The 14,372-nt window shown below is 67.5% G+C and carries 11 protein-coding genes; 7 read left to right on the forward strand and 4 right to left on the reverse strand.

What is annotated here, in order from left to right; translation table 11 throughout:
* Window positions 1–46: 46 nt before the first annotated feature.
* The 3 genes from mfd to rlmJ form a co-directional block, all read right to left on the reverse strand.
* Window positions 47–3,511, reverse strand: a complete 3,465-nt coding sequence (gene mfd, locus LC407_RS02670; RefSeq protein WP_033830682.1) for a transcription-repair coupling factor — start codon at window positions 3,509–3,511, stop codon at window positions 47–49.
* A 126-nt stretch (window positions 3,512–3,637) separates the two neighbouring features.
* The gene (locus LC407_RS02675) at window positions 3,638–4,183 is read right to left on the reverse strand and encodes a GNAT family N-acetyltransferase (protein ID WP_025879325.1); all 546 of its coding nucleotides are present in this window, start codon (window positions 4,181–4,183) and stop codon (window positions 3,638–3,640) included.
* A 95-nt stretch (window positions 4,184–4,278) separates the two neighbouring features.
* On the reverse strand, window positions 4,279–5,136 hold the full coding sequence (gene rlmJ / locus LC407_RS02680; protein ID WP_093817710.1) for a 23S rRNA (adenine(2030)-N(6))-methyltransferase RlmJ: 858 nt from the start codon (window positions 5,134–5,136) through the stop codon (window positions 4,279–4,281).
* 35 nt (window positions 5,137–5,171) lie between these two features.
* On the opposite strand from rlmJ, the gene creB reads away from it, so the two are divergent.
* The 7 genes from creB (at window position 5,172) to LC407_RS02715 (ending at window position 13,069) form a co-directional block, all read left to right on the forward strand.
* Window positions 5,172–5,897, forward strand: a complete 726-nt coding sequence (gene creB, locus LC407_RS02685) for a two-component system response regulator CreB (RefSeq protein WP_080149366.1) — start codon at window positions 5,172–5,174, stop codon at window positions 5,895–5,897.
* Between the two features lie 3 nt (window positions 5,898–5,900).
* Window positions 5,901–7,361 (forward strand): two-component system sensor histidine kinase CreC, encoded by a 1,461-nt coding sequence (creC, locus tag LC407_RS02690; RefSeq protein WP_099842172.1) that lies wholly within the window; start codon window positions 5,901–5,903, stop codon window positions 7,359–7,361.
* A gap of 81 nt (window positions 7,362–7,442) precedes the next feature.
* Window positions 7,443–8,756 (forward strand): cell envelope integrity protein CreD, encoded by a 1,314-nt coding sequence (gene creD / locus LC407_RS02695; RefSeq protein ID WP_025879329.1) that lies wholly within the window; start codon window positions 7,443–7,445, stop codon window positions 8,754–8,756.
* Window positions 8,757–8,766: 10 nt separating this feature from the next.
* A complete protein-coding gene (locus LC407_RS02700) occupies window positions 8,767–9,177 on the forward strand; it encodes a hypothetical protein (RefSeq protein ID WP_080149363.1) in 411 nt (136 codons plus the stop codon).
* Window positions 9,178–9,434: 257 nt separating this feature from the next.
* Entirely contained in the window at window positions 9,435–10,991 is a 1,557-nt protein-coding gene (locus LC407_RS02705; RefSeq protein ID WP_051562478.1) for a M20/M25/M40 family metallo-hydrolase, read from the forward strand.
* Between the two features lie 154 nt (window positions 10,992–11,145).
* Complete coding sequence (gltX, locus tag LC407_RS02710) at window positions 11,146–12,549, forward strand: glutamate--tRNA ligase (RefSeq protein ID WP_033830686.1); 1,404 nt, start codon at window positions 11,146–11,148, stop codon at window positions 12,547–12,549.
* A gap of 34 nt (window positions 12,550–12,583) precedes the next feature.
* Entirely contained in the window at window positions 12,584–13,069 is a 486-nt protein-coding gene (locus LC407_RS02715; RefSeq protein WP_025879333.1) for a Fur family transcriptional regulator, read from the forward strand.
* A gap of 132 nt (window positions 13,070–13,201) precedes the next feature.
* Here LC407_RS02715 and LC407_RS02720 read toward each other — a convergent pair whose 3' ends face one another.
* On the reverse strand, window positions 13,202–14,365 hold the full coding sequence (locus LC407_RS02720; protein ID WP_059063548.1) for an HlyD family secretion protein: 1,164 nt from the start codon (window positions 14,363–14,365) through the stop codon (window positions 13,202–13,204).
* Between the last annotated feature and the right edge of the window lie 7 nt (window positions 14,366–14,372).

Raw genomic sequence — 14,372 nt, forward strand, 5'->3', positions numbered from 1 at the left:
GGGTGCCGGTCTGCCGCCCGCGGCGGACCGGCACCCTGCAGATCGATCAGCGCAGGGCCAGGGTCAACAGCAGTGCCCGCGCGGCATTGAAGCGGTCTTCGGGCAGCGGCAGCGGATGCTTGACGCGCAGCTTGTCCGGACCGTCCATGGCATAGAGGTTCGGTTGTTTCTGGATCAGCTGGATCACCGCCATCGGATCGATGTTCGGCTTGGATTCGAACACGATGCGGCCACCGTTCTCGCCCAGGTCCAGCTTGCGGATGCCCAGCGAGCTGGCCTGCAGCTTCAGCTCGGCAATGGCGAACAGGTTCTTGGCCGCATCCGGCAGCAGGCCGAAGCGGTCGATCATCTCCACCTGCAGTTCGCGCAGCGCATCGCTGTCGCGCGCGCTGGAAATGCGCTTGTACAGCGTCAGGCGGGTGTGCACGTCCGGCAGGTAGTCGTCCGGAATCAGCGCCGGCACGTGCAGCTCGACCTCGGCGCCCCGCGCTTCTTCGCCGGCATCGATGTCGGGCAGATGGCCCTGCTTGATGCTGCGCACTGCGCGTTCCAGCAGCTCGGTGTACAGGCTGAAGCCCACTTCGGCCATCTGTCCGCTCTGGTCCTCGCCCAGCAGTTCGCCGGCGCCGCGGATTTCCAGATCGTGGGTGGCCAGGGTGAAGCCGGCGCCCAGTTCGTCCATCGAGGCGATCGCTTCCAGGCGCTTTTCCGCATCCGGCGTGATCGAACGACGGTCGGGTACGACCAGGTAGGCGTAGGCGCGGTGGTGCGATCGACCGACGCGGCCACGCAGCTGGTGCAGCTGGGCCAGGCCGAAGCGGTCGGCACGGTTGATGATGATGGTATTGGCGTTGGGGATGTCGATGCCCGATTCGATGATCGTGGTCGACAGCAGCACGTTGAAGCGCTGCTTCTGGAAGTCCAGCATCACCTTTTCCAGCTCGCGCTCGGGCATCTGCCCATGGGCGATGCCGATGCGCGCTTCGGGCACCAGCTCGGACAGCTCGCGCTGCATGCGGCCGATGCTTTCCACGTCGTTGTGCAGGAAATACAGCTGGCCACCGCGTGCCAGCTCGCGCTGGAAGGCTTCGCGCAGCAGCGCGTTGTCCCACTGGGTGATGAAGGTCTGCACCGCCAGCCGGTTCGGCGGCGGGGTGGCGATGATCGACAGATCGCGCAGGCCGGCCATGGCCATGTTCAGCGTACGCGGAATCGGCGTAGCGGTCAGGGTCAGCAGGTGCACGTTGGCGCGCAGTGCCTTCAGCGCCTCCTTCTGGCGCACGCCGAAGCGCTGCTCCTCGTCGACGACGACCATGCCCAGGTCCTTGAACTTCACGTCCGGCTGCAGCAGGCGATGGGTACCGACGATGACGTCGATGGTGCCGGCGGCGACCTTTTCCAGCTCGGCCTTGATCTCCTTGGTGCTCTTGAAGCGCGACAGCACCTCGACCTTCATCGGATAGTCGGCGAAGCGGTCGCGGAAATTGCGGTAATGCTGTTCGGCCAGCAGCGTGGTCGGTACCAGCACCGCCACCTGCTTGCCGGCACTGGCGGCAGCGAACGCGGCACGCACGGCGACTTCGGTCTTGCCGAAGCCCACGTCGCCGCAGACCACACGGTCCATCGGCTGGCTGCTGGCCAGGTCACGCAGGGTGGCGTCGATGGCGGCCAGCTGGTCCGGGGTTTCCTCGAACGGGAAACCAGCGGCGAACGGCTCGTACATCGCGCGGTCCACCTGCAGTGCCAGTCCGGCACGCGCCTGGCGGCGGGCCTGGATCTCCAGCAGCTCGGCGGCCACATCGCGCACCTTCTCGGCGGCCTTGCGCTTGGCCTTGCTCCACTGCTCGCCGCCCAGTGAATGCAGTGGCGCGGTTTCGGCGGAGGCGCCGGAATAGCGGCTGATCAGGTGCAGCTGTGCGACCGGCACGTACAGGCGGTCGCCCTTGGCGTACTCGATTTCGAGGAACTCGCCGGGCATGCCGCCGACGTCCATCGCGATCAGTCCGCGGTAGCGGCCGACGCCATGGTCCTCGTGCACGATCGGCGCGCCTTCGGTCAGCTCGCCCAGATCGCGGATGATTGCTTCCGGCTCTCGTCCGGCGCGGCGCGTGCGACGGGTGCTGCCGGCGCGCTCGGGGAACAGCTGGCGTTCGGTCAGCACCGCGATGTGCGGCGCATCCAGGGCGAAGCCGTCTTCCAGCGGCGCCACGGCAATGGCGAAGCGTTCGTCGCTGGCCAGGAAGGACAGCAGGTCGGCCACCACCGGTGGCTTCAGCTCGGCGGCCTGCAGCACTTCCAGCAGGGCCTCGCGACGGCCCGGCGAATCGGCGGCGATCAGCACCCGGCCAGGGTAATGGCCAAGGAAGGATTTCAGCGCGTCACCGGCCGGTGCCTCGCGCGCGGCCACCGGCAGCGGCGGCAACGGCTGGTCGCCCAGCGCATGCGCCTCGGCGATGCGGGCGTGATCGGCGGCCCAAACCTCGATGCGCGGTGCGTCGTTCAAACGCTCGCGCAGCAGGTCCGGCGACAGGTACAGCGCCGACGGTGGCAGCAGCGGCCGTTCAACGTCATGGCGGCGTTGCTCGTAGCGCTCGCCGGTCTGCGTCCAGAACGTCTCTGCCGCTTCAGCGGCGCCCACGCAGACGACCGGCAGGCTGCCGGCAGGCAGGTAGTCGAACAGGGTGGCGGTGCGCTCGAAGAACAGCGGCAGGTAGTACTCGATGCCGGCCGGGGCCAGGCCCGATTTCAGGTCCTGGTACAGCGAACTGCGTCGGGTATCGACGTCGAAGCGCTCGCGCAGGGTCGCCAGCACCCGGGCGATGCTGGCGTCGTCCATCGGTACTTCGCGGCCGGGCAGCATGTGCACCGCCTCGACCTTGTCCAGCGAGCGCTGGCTTTCCGGATCGAACGCACGGATCGAATCGATGTCCTCGTCCAGCAGTTCCACCCGCAGCGGCTCATCGGCGCCCATCGGGTAGACGTCAAGCAGGCCGCCACGCACGGCGAAATCACCCGGGTCCATCACCTGCGGCACGTTGCGGTAGCCGGCGCTTTCGAGGCGACGCTTCTCCGCTTCCAGGTCCAGGCGCTGGCCGACTTCAAGATTGAAGCTGCCGCCGATGACATAGCTGCGGGGAGCCAGCTGCTGCAGCAGGGTCTGCACCGGCACCACCACCAGGCCGCGCTTCAGCGTGGGCAGGCGGTGCAGGGCCGACAGGCGCTGCGAAATGATGTCCGGGTGCGGGCTGAAGCGATCGTAGGGCAGCGTCTCCCAGTCCGGGAACGCCACCACCGGCAGGCTCGGGTCGCCTCCCAGCAGGGTATGCAGATCCGCTTCGATCTGGTTGGCACCGTGGTTGTCACGGGCCACCACCAGCAGCGGTGCGTCATGCGTGCGCGCTGCCTGGGCCAGATACCAGGCCAGGGCAGTGGGCGAGGCGGGGGCGCGCCACCAGGCGCGAAGCTGGCCGGCACGTGGCAGCGGCGGGGCGGGGTATTGAGTACGCGACATGAACCGCGGATTTTAGCAGAAGCCCCTGCCAGGCCCATGATCGTTACGTGACCGGGGTAGCGCAGGGCCATGCCCGGCGAGCGCAGCGGTCGGATCAACATCGCCGGGCAGGGCCCGGCGCTGCCGTCAGTTGTCCAGTTCCAGCACCATCCGCACCAGGCCTTCGGCCCCGTTCGGATGGGGGACCGGCTTGAAGCCCAGCGAGGCGGCCAGCTGCTTCATCGGCTCGTTCTCGGCGGCGACATCGCCATACAGGCGGTCCAGGTACTTGCCGCGGCCCCATTTCACCAGCTTGCGCATCAGCTGGCGGCCGAGGCCCTGGCCGATCAGGAAGCGGCTGATCAGGATCGCGTACTCGGCTTCCCGGGTACCGGGGATGATCGAGGCACGGGCCACCGCGCCGACCACGGCCTCACCGGCCGGCAGCGACTCGGCGGCGACCAGGGTGATCTCGGTCTTCGGGTTGGGATGGGTCAGGCGCTGGGTGGTTTCCGGTGACAGCTCGGTCACCGATTGCAGGAAACGGTCGCGGATTTCTTCCGGCCCGAACAGGCTGAAGGCGGCCTGCAGCGGCGCGCCATCTTCGGGGCGGATGGGGCGGATCAGCAGCTCGTGGCCGCTGGGAGCCTTGAAGATCTCATGCCAGGGCGGCATGCGGTTGCGAGTGGCCATACCGGGTGATTCCTTGGTGGTCCATCGATTGTGTCATCACCGGGGCTGCATTCCGTGAACGAAAGGCTCACGGTCGTACAGCCTCGTGAAGGCCCCTATTCGGCCGTCTTCAGCCAGTCCAGGCGGGTGCTGGCACCGGGCTCGCCCAGATGCTGGCGCAGGGCCGGCAGGGCCGGGCCGACCACGCGGTCGAACTGCCAGGGGGCATTGAGCACCAGCATGCCGCTGCCGTTGAGGCGCAGCGGGGAGTCGTCCGGGCGGACCAGGAACTCGATGGTCATCGCCGACTTCACCGGCAGTGCGGTGGCCTTGCGCAGGAAATGCAGGATGGTGCGGCGCTGCTTGATCGGGAACCAGACCGCACAGGTGGCCTGCGGCCAGCGCGCCAAGGTCTCGGCCAGCGCGGCAAGGATCGCCTGGTACTCGGCGTCCTGGGCTTCGTAGGGCGGGTCGATCAGGACCAGGCCGCGGCCGATCTTGGCACCGTTGGCCTTGGGCGGCAGCAGCGAGCGCAGCAGCGCATAGCCGTCACCGGGGTGCACGCCGACGCGGCTGTCATGGGCGAACAGGGTCTTCAGCGAAGCGGCCTCATCCTCCTGCAGCTCGCACACCGCCATGCGGTCCTGCGGGCGCATGGCCTGCGCGCTGAGCAGCGGCGAGCCGGGGTAGGCGATCATCGCGCCGACCGGATTGTCGGCCTGCACCGCCTTGAGGTAGCGCTCGACCACCTCCGGCAGCTTGGGCTGGGCCATCAGCCGCATGACCCCGGATTCGACTTCCAGGGTCTTGCGGCTTTCTTCGCTGGCCAGCAGGTAACGGCCGGCACCGCCGTGGGTGTCGAGCACGAAGAACGGGCTGTCCTTGCGCTTGAAGCTGTCGATCAGGGCCAGCTGCACGATGTGCTTGAGGACATCGGCGTGGTTGCCGGCGTGGAAGGCGTGGCGATAGTTCATGGGCGGCAGTGTACGGGGCAAGGGCCGCAGCGGCTATGCTGCGCGCCATGACAGCCCCTGTTACCCATGTCCTGGTGGTCGAAGACGAAGCGGCCATCGCCGAAACCGTGCTCTATGCGCTGCGCAGCGAAGGCTACGCTGCCAGCCATTGCCTGCTGGGCGGGCAGGCGCTGCAGCAGCTGCAAGCCGGCGATATCGACCTGGTGGTGCTGGATGTCGGCCTGCCGGACCTCAGTGGTTTCGAGGTCTGCCGCCGGCTGCGGGCCCTGCCGGGGCCGGTGGCGCAGGTGCCGGTGATCTTCCTGACCGCCCGCAACGACGAACTCGACCGCGTACTGGGCCTGGAGCTGGGGGCGGACGACTACATGGCCAAGCCGTTCTCGCCGCGCGAGCTGGTGGCGCGGGTGCGTGCCCGGCTGCGGCGTGCCACGCCCGCTGCGGTGGCGCCGTCCGTCGAGAGCGGCTGGCAGGAACACGGTGCCTTCGCCATCGATCGCGATGGCCGCCGCATCCGCTTCCAGGGCCATCCGCTGGACCTGACCCGCTACGAATATGCGTTGCTGGAGGCGCTGCTGCAGCGCCCCGGCGCGATCCTCAGCCGTGCCCAGTTGATGGACCGTGGCTGGGACAGCGCCGCCGACAGCGCCGACCGCACCGTCGACACCCACGTCAAGACGCTGCGCGCCAAGCTGCGTGCGGCCGGCGCCAGCGGTGAGCCGATCCGCACCCATCGCGGCCTCGGCTACGCCCTGGAGGTCTGACGCGTGCGTCTGGTCCTGAAACTATTCCTGGGGTTCTTCCTGATCGTTGGCATCGCCGCGTTCTTCGTGATGCGCGTGTTCGTCAACGAAGTGAAGCCGGGCGTGCGCCAGGCGATGGAATCGACCCTGGTGGATGCGGCCAACGTGCTGGCGGAAATGGCCGCCGCCGACGTCAAGGCCGGCACCATCCGCAACGGCACCTTCACCCGCAACCTGGCGAAGGCCCGGCAGCGCGACCTGAAGGCGATGGTCTGGCGCTTCCCCAAGCGTGCGCTGGACTACCGGGTGACGATCACCGACGCCAAGGGCATCGTGATCTACGATTCGCTGGGCCGCGACGTGGGCCGCGACAATTCGCGCTGGAACGATGTCTACCGCACCCTGCGCGGCGAATACGGTGCGCGCTCCAGCCCGGAAACGCCGGGCGATGACAGCAACACGGTGATGCACGTGGCCGCGCCGGTGTACGACCCGGTCGACGGCAGCACGCTGATCGGCGTGCTCAGCCTGGCCCAGCCCAACCGCAGCATCGATCCGTTCATCGCCGCCAGCCAGCGCGCCATCATCGAGCGCGGTGCGTGGCTGATCGGCCTGTCGGCGCTGGTGGGCGTGCTGGTGACGATGTGGCTGACCAACGGCCTGGGCCAGCTCAGCCGCTATGCGCGTGCGGTCAGCGCCGGTGAACCGGTGCCGCCGCCGAAGCGGCGCAGCGACGAGATCGGCGATCTTGGCCAGGCGCTGGAGACCATGCGGCGCAAGCTGGAAGGCAAGGCGTACGTCGAGCAGTACGTGCAATCGCTGACCCACGAGATGAAAAGCCCGTTGGCGGCGATCCGCGGTGCCGCCGAACTGCTGCAGGAGCCGATGGCCGACGCCGACCGTGCGCATTTCGCACGCAGCATCGTCGACCAGCAGGAACGGCTGACTGAAACCATCGACAAGCTGCTGGCGCTGGCCGAGGTCGAGCAGCACGGCTGGTTGCAGACCCGTGATCCGATCGCCTTGCCGGTGCTGCTGCAGGAAGCCGCGGCGGCGGCGCAGGTACGCGCGCAGGCCGCAGGTGTCCAGCTGCATATCGAGCAGGTCCCCGACCTGCGCGTGCAGGGCGATGGCTATCTGCTGCGGCAAGCGCTGCACAACCTGATCGACAACGCCATTGCGTTCTCGCCGCCCGGGGCACAGGTGCAACTGGATGCCCAACTGGACGGGCAGGGCGTACGCCTGCAGGTTGCCGACCGTGGCGCGGGCATTCCCGACTACGCACGCGAGCGCGTGTTCGAGCGCTTCTATTCGCTGGCCCGACCCGGCACCGGCCGCCGCAGTTCCGGCCTCGGCCTGCCCTTCGTGCAGGAAGTCGTGCGCCTGCATGACGGCCGTGCCAGCCTGCAGCCGCGCGAAGGCGGCGGCACCGTGGCCAGCCTGTGGCTGCCGCTGGCGATACCGGGCCAACGTCTGCGGCGCTGACTTCACACCCGCTTCAAATTCGCCACAAACCCTGCTCACCGCAGCCGTCCATCCTGCAGTCCTCTCCAACGAGGACGGACGATGAAATCCCTGAAGATGCTGCTGCGGTTCGCCATTGTCGGCGGCCTGATCCTGCTGCTGCTGATCCCGCTGTTCCTGATCCGCAGCGTCATCACCGAGCGCAGCGCCTATCGCGAAGAGGCCTACTCGCGGGTGGCCGAAAGCCGTGCCGGTACCCAGCGCGTGGTCGGGCCGGTGCGCGTGGTGCCGTGGTCCAAGCGCGAGCAGGTGGAAGTGGTCGATGCGCAGGGCAACAAGAAGACCGAGCTGCAGACCACCCAGGGTTACTGGTTGCAGCCGCCGGCCACCCTGCAGATCAGTGGCGAGCTGCTGCCCAGCCAGCGCTCGGTCGGCTTGTTCAAGGTGCCGGTGTACAGCTGGAATGGCCAGCTCAAGGCGACCTTCAGCGAGGACGACTACCCGGAGCACGATGGCATGACCTATGGCGAGGCCTACATCGCGCTGGGCGTGTCCGATGCACGTGGCCTGGTTGGTACGCCGAACCTGCGGGTTGATGGACAGCAGGTCAAGCTGCTGCCGGGCGTGGCCGGCGCATCCGCACTGGGACGTGGGCTGCATGCACCGATCGCGGGCATCGCCCGCACCGGAGGCACCCTGGCGGCCAGCAGCGTGGAACTGGAACTGCAGCTCGATGGCAGCCGCTCGCTGTCGGTGGTGCCGGTGGGCGATGACAACCAGATCGCGCTGCGGTCAAGCTGGCCGCACCCGTCGTTTGCCGGTGCGTTCCTGCCGAACGAGCGGCGTGTGGATGCACAGGGCTTCGATGCACGCTGGGCAGTGTCCTCGCTGGCATCGGACGCACAGCAGCGACTGCGCGAGGGCGATGACCTGGATGCGCAGGCGGTGCAGGTTTCGCTGGTCGACCCGGTCGATACCTATACCCAGGCCGACCGCGCGTCCAAGTACGGCGTGCTGTTCGTGGTGCTGACGTTCGTTGGTTTCATCCTGTTCGAACTGATCAAGTCGCTGCGCATCCATCCGCTGCAGTACCTGATGGTCGGCCTGGCGCTGGCGATCTTCTTCCTGCTGCTGATCAGCCTGTCCGAGCACATCGCCTTCTGGCAGGCCTACCTGGTTTCCGCGCTGGCCTGCATCAGCCTGCAGGCGGTGTACCTGGCCAATGTGCTGGGTCACTGGAAGCGGGGCCTGGGCTTCGCCGCGATGCTGACGGTGCTGTACGGCGCGCTGTATGGGCTGCTGGTCTCGGAAAACAATGCACTGCTGATGGGCTCGCTGCTGCTGTTCGTGATCCTCGCGCTGGCGATGTGGGTGACCCGTCGGGTTGACTGGTACGCCCTGGCCGAGCAGAAGTAAGGAGCACGCCATGGGCTGGCGCCAAGGATTGCAGCAACGGGCACGACAGGGCATTCCCGCGCTGTTGGAGGTGGATGCACTGCTGCAGGCCCATGGGGTACTGGCGGCCTTGCCGGGGGCACGGATCGCGCCCGGCCTGGTCCGCTTCCAGCTGGCCGCCGTCACCTGCGAAGGATTGCAGCGGCGCGGGCTGGACTGGTTGCGGGAGGCGCGGCACGGACGCGGCGCGCTCGCCGGCAAGGTGCCCCGTTACCGGCCATGGAAGGCCGGGGCGGGGGCATTGTCGGAGATCGGCATCGATGGGCTGCCGGCAGACTGGCCGGAACATGCGGCGGTGTTTGGTTGCAGCAGCATCGACCAGCGGCACTGGCTGCTGCTGTTGCCCGAACGCGCGCAGCTGTGGCTGGGGTGGAAGGGGTGACAGCGGAAGGCCCATCCACGCGTGGCGTGGTTCTACGGGGCCTCTGCTGGGTGCGGACCTTGGTCCGCACCGCTCTTCGGTGGGAAGGCGCCATCCACGCATGGCATGGATCTACCAGATGCCCATGACCGATGGGACGGGGGCCGGGCGCCGCGGCTGGCTAGACTCGAGCGGATGATGATCGAGCCGAAGGGCAGGGGTGCGGCGTGTTGACGTGGAGCGGGCTGAAGTGGGGCGTGCTGGCAGTAGCGCTGGCGATGGGTGGCAATGCGGTGGCGCAGCAGCGCGAGCCGGTGGACCTGGACATGGTCGGCAAGATCCGCCAGCAGGCGTTCCACAAGTCGCAGGTGATGGATACCTTCAGCTACCTCACCGAACGCATCGGGCCGCGCCTGACCAATTCGCCGGCGATGGGGCGTGCCAACGCCTGGACCCGCGGCAAGTTCAGCGAATGGAAGCTGGACAATGTCCATGACGAAGCCTTCGACGAATTCGGCCGTGGCTGGGAATTCACCTCGGCCAGCGTGGAGATGCTGGGCGATCGCGTGCAGCCACTGCATGCGCTGCCCAAGGCGTGGACGCCGGGCACCAATGGCCCGGTCGAGGGCGACCTGCTGCAGGTGGACATCAAGAAGCCCGAAGACATCGAGAAATATCGCGGCAAGCTGCGTGGAAAGATCCTGCTGCTGGGCGAGGCACGCGAATACAAGCGCGGCACCGACGCCGATTCGCACCGGCACGACGCCACCTCGCTGGAAGGCCTGCAGGAATTCACCCTGCCCAAGGACAAGGACGTGGCCGCCGACCGCGCCAAGCGGGTCAAGGAATACCAGGAGAAGCAGGCGCTGGCGGCGAAGGTCAACGCATTCTTCGTTGAAGAAGGCGCGCTGGCCTCGATCAGCATCAGCAGCTGGGACAACGGCATCATCCGCGTGGCCGGTGGCGGCTCGCGCAAGGCCGGTGAAGCGGTCGGCATTCCCGAACTGGCGATGATCGCCGAGCACTTCAATCCGCTGGTACGCGCGCTGGAAGCCAAGCAGAGCGTGCGCCTGCGCGTGGATGTGGCCGCACGCTTCACCGACGAGGCCGACCAGCCCGGCTACAACACCCTGGCCGAGATCCGTGGCAGCAGCAGGCCGGACGAGGTGGTGATGATCGGCGCGCACCTGGATTCCTGGCACAGCGGCACCGGCGCGGCCGACAACGCCGCCGGCGTGGCGGTGATGATGGAGGCCATGCGCATCCTCAAGGCCAGCGGCGCCAAGCCCAAGCGCACCATCCGGGTTGCGCTGTGGAGTGGCGAGGAACAGGGACTGATCGGTTCGCAGGCGTACGTGGCCAAGCACTTCGGTCGATTCCCCGAGCCCACCGACCCGGCGCAGAAGGCGCTGCCGGCCTCGCTGCGCGAACCGACCGGTGCCCTGCAGAAGACCCGCGACTACGGCAAGTTCCAGGTCTATTTCAACATGGACAACGGCTCGGGCCGCTTCCGTGGCATCTACGCACAGGAAAACCTGGCGGCGATGCCGATCTTCGAAGCCTGGCTCGCCCCGTTCCATGACGTGGGTGCAACCACCGTGGCCACCCGCAACACCGGCAGCACCGACCACATCAGCTTCGACCGCATCGGCCTGCCGGGCTTCCAGTTCATCCAGGACAAGCTGGACTATTTCAGCAACGTCCACCACAGCCACCTGGACACCTGGGACCACGCCGAACCGGAAGACCTGAAGCAGGCCGCGGCCATCGTTGCCTCCTTCGCCTACCACGCTGCCATGCGCGAGCAGCCGTTCCCGCGCAAGCCCGAGCCCTGAAGAAGGGACGGAGGGGATCAAGTCGTGTTTCCCCTCCGCTGCATCGGCGTTCTCCCGGGAGCGCGGCAATAGTGACTTGCCCCCCTCCGTCCCCTTTTTCCGCAGGGGGCGGAGGGCTGGTAAAATCGGGGGATACCCGTTCCTCGAGCCCTCCATGACCTGCCGCACCCGCTTCGCCCCCAGTCCCACCGGCTACCTGCATATCGGTGGCGCCCGCACCGCGCTGTACTGCTGGCTGGAGGCCCGCCATCGTGGCGGCGAGTTCGTGCTGCGCATCGAGGACACCGACCGTGAACGCAGCACCCAGGGTGCGATCGATGCGATCCTGGAGGCGATGGAGTGGCTGGGCCTGGACTACGACGAAGGCCCGTTCTACCAGACCGAGCGCGTCGCCCGGTACAAGGAAGTGGCCGAGCAGCTGATCGCCGACGGCAAGGCGTACTACGCCTACGAAACCCGCGAAGAGCTGGACGCGATGCGCGAGGCCGCGATGGCCAGGCAGGAAAAGCCGCGTTACAACGGCGCTGCCCGCGAGCAGGGCCTGCCGTACAGGGACGACCCGAACCGCGTCATCCGCTTCAAGAACCCGCTTGAAGGCACGGTGGTGTTCGATGATCTGATCAAGGGCCGCATCGAGATCGCCAACAGCGAGCTGGATGACATGGTCATCTTCCGTCCGGACGGCTACCCCACCTACAACTTCGCGGTGGTGGTGGACGACTGGGACATGAAGATCTCCGAAGTCATCCGTGGCGACGACCACATCAACAACACCCCGCGCCAGATCAACCTGTACGAAGGCATCGGCGCACCGGTGCCGAAGTTCGGCCACATGCCGATGATCCTGGACGAGCAGGGCGCCAAGCTGTCCAAGCGCACCGGCGCGGCCGACGTGATGCAGTACAAGGACGCCGGCTACCTGCCTGATGCGCTGCTGAGCTATCTGGCCCGTCTGGGCTGGTCGCACGGTGACCAGGAACTGTTCAGCCGCCAGGAACTGATCGACCTGTTCGATGTGAAGGACTGCAATTCCAAGGCCTCGCGCCTGGACATGGCCAAGCTCGGCTGGGTCAACCAGCACTTCCTGAAGACCGAGGAGCCGGCCGCGATCGTGCCGCACCTGGTCTACCAGCTGCAGAAGCTGGGCCTGGATGTGGCCGCTGGCCCGGCGCCGGTGGACGTGGTGATCGCCCTCCGCGAGCGCGTGCAGACCCTGAAGGAAATGGCCGAGAAGGCCGTGGTCTGGTACCAGCCGCTGAACGAATACGATGAAGCGGCCGTGGCCAAGCACTTCAAGGCCGGTGCGGAACTGCCGCTGGGCAAGGCCCGCGAGCTGCTGGCGGCCCTGCCGGAGTGGACCGCCGAGGCCGTTGGCGTGGCCCTGCACGATGCAGCCGCCGCGCTGGAAATGGGCATGGGCAAGGTCGCCCAGCCGCTGCGCGTGGCCATCACCGGCACCCAGGTCAGCCCTGACATTTCCCATACCGTGTACCTGGCCGGCCGCGAGCAGGCCTTGAAACGCATCGATGTGGCCATCACCAAGGTAGCAACGGCCTGAGCCCTGCGGCCCACGCCCGAACTGGAGAACGCGCATGTCCGCCAAAACCGCCTGTACGGCCCCGCACCACCATGTCCACGACGCTTCTGATTTCGTGGCGGTGGTCGAGCGTGTCTCGCGCGAGCGCGGGCTGCGCCTTACCCCCATCCGCGCCAACGTGCTCAAGCTGATCGCCGAGGCCGGCAAGCCGGTCAAGGCCTACGAGCTGCTGGAGTGGGTGCGCAACGGCAAGGGTGTGGGCGCTGACGCCCCGCCCACCGTGTACCGCGCGCTCGACTTCCTCATGGCCAATGGCTTCGTGCACAAGCTGGAATCGGTCAATGCCTTCGTGGCCTGCCACCACCCCAGCAGTGCGGCCCATTCGGTGCCGTTCCTGATCTGCAACAGCTGCCACAGCGCGGTGGAACTGGAAGACCGTGAGATCGTGACCCAGCTCGAAAAGCGGGCCAAGGAGCTCGGCTTCCAACCGCAGGCACAGACATTGGAAGTACACGGACTCTGCGCCCGCTGCGCAGGCTGATGCGAGGGTAGTGCCGGCCGCTGGCCGGCTTCCTCGGGAATGGGGTCAGATCCCTTTGCCAGTGGCAAAGGGATCTGACCCCATGTCACAACAACGCAGCCGAGCTTGGCTCGACTCCACCGGGCCGGCGCCCTAGTCCATCGGCTTGGTCGCGGTATCCACCCGCACGATCACCGACATGCCCGGCCGCAACCGCGCCGCCAGTTCCTGGTCCCCGTTGATCGAGATACGCACCGGCAGCCGCTGCACCACCTTGGTGAAATTGCCGCTGGCATTGTCCGGGCGCAGCACGCTGAACTCCGACCCGGTGGCCGGCGCGATCTGCTCCACGCGTCCGCGCAGCACCTGGCCCTGGAACGCATCCACCGAGAACGAGGCGGGCTGCCCGATCTTCATCTGCCAGGTCTGGCCTTCCTTGTAGTTGGCCACCACCCACAATGCATCGGGCACCAGGAACAGCAGCTGCGAACCGGCGGCTACGTACTGTCCCACGCGCACGCTGGCTTCGCTGATCTGCCCGTCGCGCGGCGCATGGATCACCGTATTGGCCAGGTCGATGCGGGCCAGTTCGAGCTGTGCCTGCGCACTTTCCACCTGCGCTTCCAGGCTCTTGCGCGAGACCTGGGTCGAGACCAGGGTTTCTTCGGCGATGCGGATCTGCGCCTGCGACTGCTGCACGCTGGCCTGCGCCGAGGCCTGGCTGGTGCGGAACTTGTCGCGGTCGTTGATGGACACCAGCTGCTGCGCCGCCAGTTCCTCGTAGCGCTTGGCCTCGTTGCGCGAGCGCTGCAGCTCGGCCTGGCCGGCCGACAGCGTGGCCTGCGCCGCAGCGATCTGCGCGCGGTTCTGCGCCTGCGACTGGTCCGAATTGGCCAGGGCCGCGCGCGCGCTGTCCAGAGTGGCCTGCGCCTGCGCCACCCGCTGCGCGTAGATGCGGTCGTCGATACGCAGCAGTGGCTCGCCCTGCTTCACGTGCTGGAAGTCCTTCACCAGCACGTCGGTCACATAGCCGTTCACCTGCGGCGCCATCACCGTGATCTGCCCGCGCACGTAAGCGTTGTCGGTCACCATCACGCTGCTGGTGAACGGCCACAGGTGCCAGGCGCGCAGGATCAGCGCGATGCCCAGCAGGGCCACCACCACCATCACCACCACGCTGCGCGAACTTGGTTTGAGGTACTTCGGCGCGGCGGCGGGCGCGGCAGGCGTCGCCGCCGGTGCCGCATCGGTGGGCGGCGGCGGGGTGACGTTCTCGGCAGCGTCGGTGTCGTCTGGACGGGGCGGGACGGGAGGCATGACGGTG

This window comes from Stenotrophomonas sp. OVS01A (assembly GCF_019969775.1).
GTDB classification, from domain to species: domain Bacteria; phylum Pseudomonadota; class Gammaproteobacteria; order Xanthomonadales; family Xanthomonadaceae; genus Stenotrophomonas; species Stenotrophomonas indicatrix.

Coding starts and splice junctions, on each gene's coding strand:
- mfd (WP_033830682.1), bottom strand. CDS start 3,511: ATGTCGCGTACTCAATACCCCGCCCCGCCGCTGCCACGTGCCGGCCAG.
- LC407_RS02675 (WP_025879325.1), bottom strand. CDS start 4,183: ATGGCCACTCGCAACCGCATGCCGCCCTGGCATGAGATCTTCAAGGCT.
- rlmJ (WP_093817710.1), bottom strand. CDS start 5,136: ATGAACTATCGCCACGCCTTCCACGCCGGCAACCACGCCGATGTCCTC.
- creB (WP_080149366.1), top strand. CDS start 5,172: ATGCTGCGCGCCATGACAGCCCCTGTTACCCATGTCCTGGTGGTCGAA.
- creD (WP_025879329.1), top strand. CDS start 7,443: ATGAAATCCCTGAAGATGCTGCTGCGGTTCGCCATTGTCGGCGGCCTG.
- LC407_RS02700 (WP_080149363.1), top strand. CDS start 8,767: ATGGGCTGGCGCCAAGGATTGCAGCAACGGGCACGACAGGGCATTCCC.
- LC407_RS02705 (WP_051562478.1), top strand. CDS start 9,435: ATGGGTGGCAATGCGGTGGCGCAGCAGCGCGAGCCGGTGGACCTGGAC.
- gltX (WP_033830686.1), top strand. CDS start 11,146: ATGACCTGCCGCACCCGCTTCGCCCCCAGTCCCACCGGCTACCTGCAT.
- LC407_RS02715 (WP_025879333.1), top strand. CDS start 12,584: ATGTCCGCCAAAACCGCCTGTACGGCCCCGCACCACCATGTCCACGAC.
- LC407_RS02720 (WP_059063548.1), bottom strand. CDS start 14,365: ATGCCTCCCGTCCCGCCCCGTCCAGACGACACCGACGCTGCCGAGAAC.